The sequence below is a fragment of the Paraburkholderia phytofirmans genome (assembly GCF_046028095.1).
GTDB classification, from domain to species: Bacteria; Pseudomonadota; Gammaproteobacteria; order Burkholderiales; family Burkholderiaceae; genus Paraburkholderia; species Paraburkholderia phytofirmans_A.
Genome location: NZ_JAQQDJ010000011.1, coordinates 168,031 through 180,676, shown reverse-complemented (window position 1 = coordinate 180,676; position 12,646 = coordinate 168,031). Strand labels below are relative to the sequence as shown.

The 12,646-nt window shown below is 62.3% G+C and carries 9 protein-coding genes; 2 read left to right on the top strand and 7 right to left on the bottom strand.

Annotated elements, in window-relative coordinates; translation table 11 throughout:
* Position 1 precedes the first annotated feature (1 nt).
* Positions 2-508, top strand: a complete 507-nt coding sequence (locus tag PQR54_RS27870) for an alpha/beta hydrolase (protein WP_408251647.1) — start codon at positions 2-4, stop codon at positions 506-508.
* On the opposite strand, the gene nudC is transcribed toward PQR54_RS27870, so the two are convergent.
* From nudC to PQR54_RS27845, 5 genes are all read right to left on the bottom strand, one after another.
* A complete protein-coding gene (gene nudC / locus PQR54_RS27865) occupies positions 433-1,389 on the bottom strand; it encodes an NAD(+) diphosphatase (protein WP_408251342.1) in 957 nt (318 codons plus the stop codon). The two genes, PQR54_RS27870 and nudC, sit on opposite strands and share 76 nt — an antisense overlap.
* A gap of 642 nt (positions 1,390-2,031) precedes the next feature.
* Complete coding sequence (locus PQR54_RS27860) at positions 2,032-2,907, bottom strand: glutamate/aspartate ABC transporter substrate-binding protein (RefSeq protein WP_408251645.1); 876 nt, start codon at positions 2,905-2,907, stop codon at positions 2,032-2,034.
* A 177-nt stretch (positions 2,908-3,084) separates the two neighbouring features.
* Positions 3,085-6,138 (bottom strand): efflux RND transporter permease subunit, encoded by a 3,054-nt coding sequence (locus PQR54_RS27855; RefSeq protein WP_408251340.1) that lies wholly within the window; start codon positions 6,136-6,138, stop codon positions 3,085-3,087.
* Between the two features lie 12 nt (positions 6,139-6,150).
* Positions 6,151-7,302, bottom strand: coding sequence for an efflux RND transporter periplasmic adaptor subunit (locus tag PQR54_RS27850; RefSeq protein WP_408251338.1), 1,152 nt, complete (start codon positions 7,300-7,302; stop codon positions 6,151-6,153).
* Positions 7,303-7,375: 73 nt separating this feature from the next.
* Complete coding sequence (locus tag PQR54_RS27845; RefSeq protein WP_408251336.1) at positions 7,376-8,899, bottom strand: efflux transporter outer membrane subunit; 1,524 nt, start codon at positions 8,897-8,899, stop codon at positions 7,376-7,378.
* A 487-nt stretch (positions 8,900-9,386) separates the two neighbouring features.
* Here PQR54_RS27845 and PQR54_RS27840 point away from each other — a divergent pair, with 487 nt between their 5' ends.
* On the top strand, positions 9,387-9,959 hold the full coding sequence (locus PQR54_RS27840; protein ID WP_408251334.1) for an OsmC family protein: 573 nt from the start codon (positions 9,387-9,389) through the stop codon (positions 9,957-9,959).
* 69 nt (positions 9,960-10,028) lie between these two features.
* On the opposite strand, the gene PQR54_RS27835 is transcribed toward PQR54_RS27840, so the two are convergent.
* Positions 10,029-10,844, bottom strand: a complete 816-nt coding sequence (locus PQR54_RS27835; RefSeq protein WP_408251332.1) for a class II aldolase/adducin family protein — start codon at positions 10,842-10,844, stop codon at positions 10,029-10,031.
* Positions 10,845-11,068: 224 nt separating this feature from the next.
* The gene (locus PQR54_RS27830; RefSeq protein WP_408251330.1) at positions 11,069-12,223 is read right to left on the bottom strand and encodes a porin; all 1,155 of its coding nucleotides are present in this window, start codon (positions 12,221-12,223) and stop codon (positions 11,069-11,071) included.
* Positions 12,224-12,646: the final 423 nt, after the last annotated feature.

The window sequence follows — 12,646 nt, the reverse complement described above, 5'->3', positions numbered from 1 at the left end:
GATATCTCCCAAGCTTACTTTCTTCTCGCCTGAAGGGAGTAAGAGAGACCTCTCGCCAGTCGTCATTCTTATTCATGGTGGATGCTGGCAAAGCCGGTACGGCGGCCTTAAGCAATTCCGTGCGCTGGCCGCGGCGTTCGCCAGGCAGGGCATTGCGGCCTGGAATATCGAGTGTCGTCGCGTGGACGAACCGGGCGGTGGATTTCCCGGCGCCTACGCGGACATCACCAGCGCAATCAATGAGTTGAGCCGTGACGCGAGCGCGTTGCAGATCGACCTCGAGCGGGTCGTCGCAGTAAGACATTCTGCAGGAGCACGGTTGGCGCTGTGGGCGGCATCGCGTGGTCGAATACCGGAAGGCAGTCCCTTGCGGGTGCGCGATCCCTTGCGAATTCCTGTTGTGGTGAGTCTGGGCGGATTCGCCCCGCTGCCTCACGGCAACGGGGTTTTTTCTGCGTGTGTGCCGCATACCGACTCACCCTTCTCGACGTACGCTCGCAGCAAATGATGGGCAATGGCGAACGGCTTGGGCGCCGACAGTCCGTCGGCGTGAGTTCCCGCGAGCATCGCCGCAACCTCCTGGCGTGAGAACCAGCGGGCGTCTTCGAGTTCTTCCGTATCGACCACGATGTCAGTGTCGCTTGATTGCGCAAAGCACCCGATCATTAGCGAAGAGGGAAATGGCCACGGCTGCGACGCGAAGTAGACCACCTGCCCACACTTCACGCCAGCTTCTTCCATCACCTCGCGGCGCACGGCGTCTTCCGCTGTCTCGCCCGGTTCGACGAAACCGGCAAGCGCCGAGTACATGCCCTTGGCGAAATGGCGCTGACGGCCGAGCAGACACCGTTCGCCGTCTATCACGAGCATGATCACGACTGGATCCACCCGCGGGAAATGGCGCGCGCCGCAAACATCGCAGGTGCGTTGCCAGCCGGCGTTCGTAATACGGCTTGCGGCGCCGCAGTTCGCGCAGAAGGCATGGCGGCGATGCCAGTCGAGCATCGACTTGGCCTCAGCCAGAATGCCGAGTGCACCAGCAGCGACGAGGTCCTGCAGCGCCAGCGAGCGAAGGTCGATGCGTTCGTACTCGTTGTCTGGCGCTAGGTCTGATGGCGCGAAGCCGATTGCGAAACGGCCGCTGCCGTCGCTTTCTACTCCAAGAAAAATGGTATGAAGCGGCTGGCCGAAAGCAGCGGTTTCGCTGGCGACGAACCACGGGTCGTGCGCGCTGCCTCGTTTGAGCAAGGGGATGTCGCCGTTGAAGACCAGAAAACGCGCGGCCGGATCGCTGCGTAGATGCTCGATCGAGGCGTCGTCGTTCCGCTTGTCGGAGCGGCGGTCGAGCGGGTTGTGGTTAAAGCCAATGGATGCGGGAATGGCGGTCATCACAGTCGTCAAGATTGCAGGAAGATCCGCAAGTATTGCACGGGGTGCGGGTTGATCGCTTGTTAGGGTTTCGTCGGCTCGAACACGAATGCGCCAGTCGGACCGGAGGAGGGCGTCGCCTGGTCGACACTGTCATCGTCATCGCGCATTTCATGGCGGGGATCGCGTCTTCGGTGGTCGGCGACGACAGAGCGCGACGTCGCTAGACGACTGTCGAAAGGATCAGCCGCTCGTTCTTCTTGCGACAGACGCGTAGCTGATCGGCGCGTGGCCGCCGTTTGCGCCGTAGTCGCTTCGCATGTCGAGCGCCGACCAGAGTGAACGAGTACTTGCGGCCCCAGGCGGTCCTCATTTGCGACGAGTCCGGACGTCTGCCAGCGGCTCCGCAGCGGGCGCCCTGTTGCGCGCTCGACCCGCACACGTTAACTCATCTTTTTGTAGCTGATATCCGCAAACCGTCGTATCTGGTGTCGCAAAAGCACTTGTCCTGCCAGCTCGAATATGGAGCCGCTAACCAGGTCGAAAACGACCGTCTGAAGTGCCCCCCGTGAGCAGGCAGCGCAATCAATTGACGCGAAAATGGTGCGCGCAAAAAGCCGGTGCCGGCGTGATGTGATGGCGACCCGATGTCCTTTGCCAAACTCAATCAAACGCCTTGTCGTTTGGCGCCGCGTACAACTTTTCCAGCGCCTCGCTCATGGGAAAATCGAAGTTGATGCCTTTAGGCGGTACCGGCTTCATGAACCACTTGCCGTACAGGGTTTTGACGTCACTGCTCTTCATCACGCGAATCATGACGTCGTCCACCAGCTTCTTGAACTCCGGGTCATCCTTGCGGAGCATGAAGCCATACGCTTCGGACGACTGAGGCGCTCCCACAATGACCCAATCGGCCGGCCTGGCCGTCAGCGAGCGCGCGCCCGCGAGCAGCACGTCGTCCATCATGTACGCCACGGCGCGGCCGGTTTCGAGCGTGACACGGCCTTCACCGTAATCCTTCGCGCTGATGATCTGCATGTTCATCTTTTTCTCCTCGTTCATTTTCCTGAGGAGACGCTCCGACGTGGTTCCCTGGTTGGTCACCACGGTCTTGCCGGCCAGGTCCGCGAAGTCCTTGATACCTGAGTCTTTGCGTGTCAAAAGACGCGTCGTGGCAACGAAGAACGTGTCGGAAAACGCGACCTGATTTTGCCGGGACGTCAGATTCGTCGTCACCCCGCATTCGAGGTCGACGGTGCCGTTCTGAACCAGTGGAATGCGGTTCTGCGAAGTAACCGGTATAAAGCGGACGTGCAGATCGGGGTGGCCGGTTTTAGCCTTCACCGCATCGATGATCCTGTTGCAAATGTCCTGGGAAAATCCGATCACCTGGTTATTCGTATCGACGTACGAAAACGGCACGGACGTTTCGCGGTGACCGATCGAAATCGAATTGCCGCTCTGGATTTTTGCCAGCGTGGACTGTGTCTCCTGGGCCGAAGCGCTGGTCGAAACAACGGCAAAAGTCGCGAGGGCCATCAGCAGCCTGTGTTTCATAGCAATTACCCCATCGTGGTGAGAACCAGTCTCTGCGCACCTGCGCGGCTGGACTGATACATATGTTGCCAGAAAAATATTAAATGCAACATATGTTAACCACTGATGCGTGGAACATCCGCCGCGCCAGGCGCGGCTCGAGTGAGGTACTGTAGGGTCTTAACCCGCCTTCGGCACGCCGGCGTCCCGATGATGGTCGGCGGCGAGAAACATATACATCGCGGGCACCACGAACAACGTGAAGAGCGTGCCGATCGACAACCCCGTGAAGATCACGAGGCCCATCGCATTGCGGCCCGCGGCGCCCGCGCCCGCGGCGACCACGAGCGGCAGGACGCCGAGCACCATCGCCGCCGTCGTCATCAGAATTGGGCGCAGCCGCACGCCCGCCGCTTCTTCAAGAGCTTCGCGCTTCGATCGGCCGGCGTGTTGCAGTTCGTTGGCGAACTGGACGATCAGGATGCCGTGCTTGCTGACGAGCCCCATCAGCGTGACGAGCCCGACCTGCGTGTAGATGTTCAGCGTGGTCAAACCGATGTTGATGAAGATCAGCGCACCGAACAGCGCCATCGGTACCGAAACCAGAATCACGATCGGGTCGCGGAAACTTTCGAATTGGGCCGCGAGCGCAAGGAACACGATGATCGTCGCGAACAGCAGCGTAACGACGAAACCGCCGGACTCCTGCACGAACTGCCGCGATTGCCCCGAGTAATCCGCCGAATAACCCGCGGGCGCGGCCTGCGCGGTCGCCTTGCGCAGAAAATCGAGCACCTCGCCCTGTGACACGCCAGGCACGATCACGCCGGAGATCGTCGCCGAGTTGAGTTGCTGGAAATGATTGATCGATTCTGGCACGACGTTGTGTTCGAGATGCGCAATCGTCGAGGCCGGAATGACGCTGCCGTCCGGCGTGCGCAGATAATAATCGAGCACCTGCGAAGGATTCAGGCGGTCGGTCTGCAACACCTGCGGGATCACCTTGTACGAGCGCCCGGCGATCGAGAAGTAGTTGACATAGCCGCCGCCGAGCGCCGAGCCGAGCGCTTGCCCCACGTCGCTCTGCGAGAGCCCGAGCGAAGCGACCTTGTCGCGGTCGACCACGAGCGTGGCTTCCGGCTTGTCGAGCTTGAGATCGCTGTCGACGAAGAAAAACATCCCGCTCGCACGGGCTTGTTGCAGAACCGCCTGCGAGACCTCGTTGAGGTTTTCGAACGGCTCGGTGGTGCTGATCACGAACTGCACCGGCAAGCCCTGCGAGCCCGGCAGCGGCGGAAACTGGAACGCCGCGACGCGCGCGCCGGCAATCTGATTCCATTTCTGCTGCAATTCCTGCTGCAACGCGCCCGCGCCTTTGCTGCGCTGATCCCAAGTCTTGAACAGCACGCCGCCGATCCCCTGGTTCAGTGTCGGCGCGCCGGTGAGCTGGAACATCTGCGAGTATTCGGGCAGCGCCTTGGATATATTGAAGACCTGGTCCGCGTAGGTTTGCATCTGCTGGATGGTCGCGTTCGGCGGACCCTGGATTTGCGACAACACGATTCCCTGATCTTCCTCGGGCGCGAGTTCCGACTTCGACGTCATGAACAGATAGATCGTGCCGGCGAGCAGCAGCGCGCCCATCACGATGAACACGGGCCAGGTGTCGAGCGTCGCGTGCAGCAGACGGCCATAGCCGCGATGAACGCGTTCGAACTGGCGGTCGACGAAGCGCGCGAAGCGCCCCGACTCCTGTTCCGTACGGAAGAAGCGTGAGCACATCATCGGCGACAGCGTGAGCGCGATCACGCCGGACACCGTCACCGCGCCGGCCAGCGAGAACGCGAACTCGGTGAAGAGGGCGCCTGTCAGGCCGCCCTGAAAACCGATCGGCGCATACACGGCGATCAGCACGACGGTCATCGCGAGGATCGGTCCGCCGAGCTCGCGCGCGGCGATCAGCGCGGCATCGAATGGCGCCTTGCCTTCCTCCTTCATGTGGCGATCCACGTTCTCGACCACGATGATCGCGTCGTCCACCACGAGCCCGATCGCGAGCACGAGCGCGAGCAGCGTCAGCAGATTGATCGAATAGCCGAGCAACTGCATGACGAAGAACGTGCCGATCAGCGACAACGGCATCGCGATCAGCGGCACGACGACCGCGCGGAAGCTGCCGAGGAACAGGAAAATCACCGCGGTGACAATGAGCAGCGCTTCGACCAGCGTCTTGATGACTTCGACGATCGCCGTGTTGACGAAATCGGTTGCGTCATACACGATCTCGCCCGTCATGCCGGTCGGAAACTGCTTCTGCAGGCCGGGAAAGATGGCCCTCACACGCTTGGCGACATCGAGAATGTTGGCGTCCGGCGCGACCTTGATGCCGATGAACACTGAACGCTTGCCGCTGAACGCGACGTTGAAGTCGTAGCTGTCGGCGCCGAGCACGACGTTGGCGACGTCTTCGAGGCGCACGATCGCGCCGTTCTTCTGTTTGATGACGAGTTGCTTGAAGTCGTCGACGGTATGGAGGTCCGTGCCCGCGTTCAGGTCGACGCTGACCATTTGCCCTTTGGTCGTGCCGAGCGTCGCGAGATAGTTGTTGTTGCCGAGCGCCGTGAACACGTCGGCCGCCGTCACGCCGTGGGCGGCGAGCCGCGTCGCATCGAGCCACGCGCGCAGCGCGAACTGCCGCCCGCCGAGAATTTCGGCGGTTTGCACGCCTTCGATCGAATCGAGCTTGGGCTTGACCACGCGCAACAGATAATCCGTGACGTTGTTGCTCGGCAGCACGTCGCTGTAAAAGCCCATGTACATCGCGTCGGTGGTCTGCCCGGTCTGTACCGTCAGCACCGGCTGCTGCGCTTGCGGTGGCAACTGGTTGCGCACGGAGCCGATCTGCGTATTGATCTCGGTCAGCGCGCGGTTCGCGTCGTAGTTCAGGCGCAGCGTCGCGATAATGGTCGACACACCGGTGCTGCTCGTCGACGACATATAGTCGATGCCTTGCGCCTGGGCAATCGCCGCCTCTAGCGGCTGCGTGATGAAGCCGGCGATGGTGTCAGCGTTCGCGCCGTAATAGGCCGTGGTGATCGTCACGACGGCGTTTTCGGTCTGCGGATACTGGCTGACTTTCAGCGCGGCCAGCGAGCGCAATCCGAGCACGAGGATCAGCAGGCTGACCACCGAGGCCAGCACGGGCCGCCGGATAAAGAGATCGGTGAAGGTCATCGCGCGGTCTCTCTATTGTTCCTGAGGCGTCGGGTTCGGATTGTCCGCCGGCTGCACGCTGTTATTGATGACGAGCGGCGTGCCGTTCTTCAGCTTGAGCTGCCCGCTCGTCACGACCTGCGCGCCGGCGTCGACCCCGTTGAGGATCGCGACCTGATCGCCGCGCGTCGGGCCGGGCGTGACGAAGACCTGCTGCGCGACGGGCAGCGCCTTGCCCTGTGCGTTGGGTTGCGTGCCCGGCTTGACGAGGAACACGGTCGCGCCATAGGGGTTGTACGTGATGGCGGTTTGCGGCAGCGTCAGGTAGCGCTGTCCCGCGCCCGCGTCGATCTTCACGTTCGCGTACATGCCCGGCAGCAGCTTGCGCTCACGATTGTCCACGCTGGCTTCGATCTGCACGTTGCGGGTGGTGCTGTCGACCTTCGGGCTGACCGACTGGATCTTGCCCACGAACGTTTGCCCGCTGTAGGCGTTGGTGTCGACCACGATGGTCTGGCCGATCGCGAGCTGGCCGAGTTGCTGCTGCGGCAGGTAGAAATCGGCGTAGATCGGATCGATCGCCTGCAGCGTGACGATCGCATCGCCCGGATTGATGTACTGCCCCGGATTGATCGTGGTGATGCCCAGGCGCCCCGCAAACGGCGCTCGAATCGTCTTCTTGTCGACGAGCGCGGCCTGTTGCGCGACTTGCGCCTTCTTGACCTTCAGGTCGGCGGCGTCGGCGTCGAGCTGCGCCTTGGCGATCGCCTTGATGTCGTACTGCGCCTTGTCGCGCGTGTAGACCGTCTGCGCGAGCTCGGCCGATGCCTCCAGCGACCGGAGCAGCGCCACGTCGCTGTCGGCGTTGAGTCTGATGAGAACCTGCCCGGCTTTCGCTTCCTGTCCCGAGCTGAAGGCGACTTCGCGCACGAGGCCTGCGACTTCGGTGGTGACATCCACGCCGCGCACGGCGCGCAGGCTGCCGACCGCCGCAAGCTGCGGTTGCCACTGCTGATAGCGGGCCACGACCGCCGAGACCGTGGCGGGCGGCGCCGCGTTGCCCGACATGAATTTGGCGATCATGTGCGCGCGGAACACGTTGAAGCCGACGAGCGCGGCCAGCAGCAGGCCGACGCAGATCAGCATGATCACCATCCGTTTTGTCATCGGTTTTCGTTCGGTCATCGTGATGTCCTTGCACGGCATTGGGCGAAGCGTGTTGCAACGAGCGGTGCGGCGAGCGTCCTGCCGGGCTATGTCAATGCGCGGCTGCGGCGGTGCCTGCGGCGGCTGCGGCGGCCGGCGCGGCGGCGTTCCACCAGCCGCCACCGAGCGCCTGGAAGAGCGCCGCGGTGTCGGCGTAGCGGGCGGCCTGAGCCTGCGCGAGGTTCACCACCGTTTGCTGGTACTGGCGTTGCGCATCGAGAAGCGACAGGTAGCTCACTCCGCCGACGCGATATTGCCCACGCGTCAGTTCCAGCGAGTCGTTCGCGGCGCGCCACGCCTCCGTCTGCGCTTGCAGGCCGGTCGCGTCATGATCGAGCGCGCGCAGTGAATCCGCGACGTTCTGGAACGCCAGCAGCACCGTTTCGCGGTATTGCGCGTCAGCCTGCTCGTATGCCGCCTCCGCCGCGCGCTTCTGCGCGCTCAACTGCCCGCCGTGGAAGACCGGTTGCAGCAGGCCCGCGCCGATACTCCAGATCGTGCTGCCCGCCTTGAACACCTGGGCCGGCGTGAGCGCCTCGGCGCCGTAGCTGGCCGACAGCGTGATCTGCGGATACATCGCGGCGGTGGCCACGCCGATTTGCGCGCTGGCCTGATGCAGCACGGCGTCGGCGGCGAGAATGTCGGGCCGCTGTTGCACCAGCGCCGACGGCAGGCTGACCGGCAGCGTGTCGGGCAACGAAAACATCTCTAGCTTGAATTCGGGCAACGCGGTATCGCTGGGCAGTTTGCCGGCCAGCACGGCGAGCTGATGGCGCACCTGGTCGAGTTGTTGTTGCAGCGGCGGCAGCGTTGCGCGGGTCTGCGCCAACAGGGTCTGCTGCGCGAGCACCGCCGTACGGCCCACGCCTCCCAGTTCGAACTGCTTGCCAAGCACGGTGAATTGCTCGTCTTCTTGCGCGGCAATCTGCTCGGTCGCCGCGATCTGCGCGCGCAACGACGCTTCCTTGACGGCCGCGGTCACGATGTTCGCCGACATCGCGAGATAGGCGGCCTGCAACTGGAAGCGCTGGTAATCGACTTGCGCGTGCAACGCTTCGAGTTCGCGCCGTGTGCCGCCGAACACGTCGAGTTTGTACGACACGTTCACCGATGCGTTGTAGAGATTGAAGTCCTCGACGAGTCCGGGCTCGCCGAATGTGATGCCGTTCAGTTTCTGGCGCGTGGCGCCGAGTTGCGCATCGACGCTGGGCAGAAGGGTGCCGCCGGCTTGCGCCGAGAAGTTTTCGCGCGCCTGCCGCAATGCCGCTTGCGCCGCAGCGATGTTCGGACTGTTGACGAGCGCCTGACGGATCAGCGTATCGAGCGGTTCGCAGTGAAAGAGCGCCCACCAGGCGGCGGGAATGTCCTGTCCCGGCACGAAGCGTTGCGGCAAGCCGGCCGCCCCCGGCGAAGAGGCCGTTTGGTCGGGCAGTGGCGAGGCGGTGTAGGTGTCGGTAGCCGGCGCGAGGGGAGAGCGGTAGTCAGGACCGACCATGCAGCCGGCCACCGCGACGCAGCCGCATAGCACGACGCACAGGCGCCGCTGCCGGACAATACGCTGGTTAACGTCGATCATCGATCCACCTTATATCGCCCGCATTTTGACTAAACGAGCGAGCGGACGCGGATATTCGGGCCACGTGAACTTTCGGTGTTTGCTTTCCTGCCTGACGCCGGAATTGACCATCTGGGACGATCGCTACGCGTAGCCTAGCATGGTCGATTGCTGCGCTCGCACACGAGATCACGTAGGCAGTGCGCTCAACGATCTTTCAACCGGTCGTCGTTAGCGTGCCCCGTGCCTTGCCACACGCAACGTTCATTCACACGCGTCGAACCTGATCAGGCGTTTCGGTCATATCTTACGGCGACCTGATCATAGAACGCCGCGTCTCCCAATCGTACATTTGAGCCACCGGAATGCCAGGCCAGCCGCCTGGTTCCGGGCCGGTAGCGACCGTGACATCACGCAGACCAGAGCATGCGCATCCAGACCGCGCTCGCCACCCTGCAATGCGATTTTCCGAAGCTGAATAATCCACGTTTTGTAGAGGAGTTGGAACATGAATGCCAATGCACAGACCAAAGAATCCAATATCGTCAACGGCCTCAACGTCGATGATCTGTTCTCCCTGATCGAAGGCGTCAAGGGCGATGCATCGAAAGCCACCACCAGTTGGCGCGTGGCGACGACGTGGCAAGGCCAGGCCCGCAGTCACTCCGAGATCGAGGGATTCGCGATCGGAGGGCAGGACGTGTCGCGTCGATTCACGATCGATATCGACGAGCCTCGCGAACTCGGCGGCTCGAACCAGTTCGCCAATCCTCAGGAGCATCTGATCGCGGCGCTGAACGCCTGCATGACGGTGGGTTACGTGGCGCAGTGCGCTGTGCGCGGGATCACGCTCGAGTCTCTCGAGATCGAAACGGAGGGCGACATCGACCTGAGAGGATTTCTCGGGCTCGATCCGAACGTGGCCAACGGCTACGAGAGCCTGCGCTACACCGTTCGTATCAAGGGCAGCGGCACCAGGGAACAGTTCGCTGAAATCCACAGCGCTGTGATGGCCACTTCTCCCAACTTCTACAATCTGGCGAATGCCGTTCCTTTGAAATCGACTCTTCTGGTCGGGTGAGATCGGCGATGGAGAGCGGCGCGATTCGAATCGTTTCCGTCGCGCCATTGATCGGCGCGCAGGCCAAAGCTACCCGCGGTAATCGGATTTCGGGTCGTCGATCAAACGGAGCGCGGCTTGCCACGCCAGCTCCGCGATTTCCGCCGAATCCTCGCGATCGAACTGGCTCGCGGTCAATTCGCAGACTTCGCGCGGCGGGATGCGCAAGGCGCTGCCGCCAGCCAGCGCCTGAATCTGCGCCTGGCACGCACGTTCGAGGAAGTAAATCTCATGGAATGCTTCGGCGGCCGTGGCGCCCGCTGCGAGCAAGCCATGATTGCGCAGGATCATCGCCTTGCAGGTGCCGAGATCGCGAACCAGACGTTCGCGCTCGCCGAGTTCCAGCGCGATGCCTTCGTAATCGTGATAGCCGAGCTTGCCGTAGAACTTCAACGCATGCTGACTGATCGGCAGCAGGCCTTGTTCCTGGGCGGATACAGCGGTTCCGGCAGCCGTGTGCGTGTGAATCACGAAATGCAGATCGTCCCGCGCGGCATGAATGGCCGAGTGGATAGTGAATCCCGCGGCGTTCACGCGAAACAATGCGGGCTCGATGTGCGCGCGCTCGTCGACGACCTTGCCCTGATGATCGATCTTCACCAGATCCGAAGCGCGCATCTCGTGGAACAGGACGCCATAGCGATTGATGAGGAACGCGGCCGGCTCATCCGGCACGTTCGGCAGACGCGCGGTGATGTGCGTGTCGATCATGTCCGTCATGCGGAAATGCGCGACGAGCCGGTAAAGCGCGGCCAGTTCTTCGCGCACATGCTGCTCGCTACCGGATCGTGCGCTGCGTGCGGCACGCGCTTCCAGCGCAGAGTCGGATATTTGCGTCGTTTGCATTTGAAAAGGCTCCGAGGTTCGCACGCTGTCGTGTGCGTGGTGTTCGCGGGCGGCGAGGCGGGCAAGCGTCGCCGCGTCGGTAAACAATATCGGAAGTCTGCAACAGCGGGGCGAATGATCCTGAATGTAAAAGCACTCGCCCAAAAAGAAAACGCCCCGCAGGGCGTTTTTCCAGAACCTCGATCCAGCAGGGAACTCGCATTCCCCACTGCGAGAGTCTCGCTTTAGAACTTGTGACGGATACCGACGCGGAATGCCAACTGGTTATCCGAACCCGTGCCCGACGTATTGAAGTAGCTCGTGCTCGAACCGATCTGCGCTTGCACGTCGCCCGTTGCCGCGTTGTGGCCCGAAGCGATCTGGTAGATACCCAGCGCATACACGTCCGTACGCTTGCTCAGCGCGTAGTCGACGCTCAGGTCAGCCTGGTTCCAGTGACCGCGATTCGCGTTGCTCAGGTGCATGTACGTGTAGCCCGCGCCTGCCGTCAGCGCCGGCGTGAACGCGTACTTCGCGCCCGCTTCATAGGCGGCGAACGTCGTCGTGCCGCCCGTGATCGGCTCGAAACGCGTGTTCGTATACAACGCCCACAGCGTGGCTGCCGCGATGGTGTAACGGCCGCCGACACCGAACGTGCGCAGATCGCGTACCGTGCCCGTCGTCACGTTGGCCATCGCCGTCGAGAACGCCGGGGTCGATTGTGCCGGGAAGCGGATGTCCGTGTAAGCCGCGCCGACGCCGAACGGGCCGTTTGCGTAGTTCACGCCGAAGCTATAAGCGCGCGACGAACCCGCGGTCGTGCCGACCGTCGGCGAGCCGGCGAATGCGCCAGCCTGGTTCGAGAAGCCGTACATCGCGCCGAAGGTCAGGCCCGCGAAATTCGCGCTGCTGAACTTGACTGCGTTGTTGATACGGCTCGACGTCAACTGGTCGACGTCGTTGATGTGGTACGCGTAGTTACCCGCGACGGTCTGGCCGCCGGTCGAGTAGTTGCCGCCCAGGTAGTCCGTCGAAAACGAGTACTGGCGACCGAACGTCAGCGAGCCGATGCCGTCCTTCGACAGACCGACATAAGCCTGACGGCCGAACAGCGCGCCGCCCTGGCCGAGCGTGCCGTTGCCGCTGTTAAAGCCGCTTTCCAGCACGAACAGCGCCTTCAGGCCGCCACCCAGATCTTCGGTGCCGCGCAGGCCCCAACGGCTGCCTTGGGCAACGCCGTCGTCGTACTTGAAGAGGTTGTCGTGACCCGTTGCGGTCTTCGAGTTGTTCACATAGCTGATACCCGCATCGATCAAACCATACAGCGTGACGCTGCTTTGCGCGTGGGCGGCGGTGGCGAAGACGGCGAGAGTAGCGGCGGCAAATACTTTCTTGTTCAAGACTTTCTCCGATTAAAAATTAAGCGATCGCACGCCGAACTCTTTGGTAAGGTCGTGCGATGGCCCGCAATTTAAGGGAACGCAGAGTAAGGTATGTGACAGCATCGGTTATTTTTGAAATCTGTCGCGGCTACGCGACACTCACATAGCGCTGCCGGTGCAAATCGCGCAGGGCATGCACGTATAAGCTTTTTCCGTAGCGTGGATATGAGTAAGTGGAAAACGGGTGGTTGTCGGGCGCTGCGGCGGAGCCTGATGCGAATTCCGGTGCGCGCGCAGGGAATCTGCTGTGGGTGAAGAGGCGGGTAGCGACGCATAAAAGCAAATCGCCCGCTGCGATAGCGGGCGATTTGTGTTTCGGTTCAAGCCTTTACGGGCGCACCGCGCGTTCGTGCGGCACCTCCCGCATGAACGCTTTAGTTG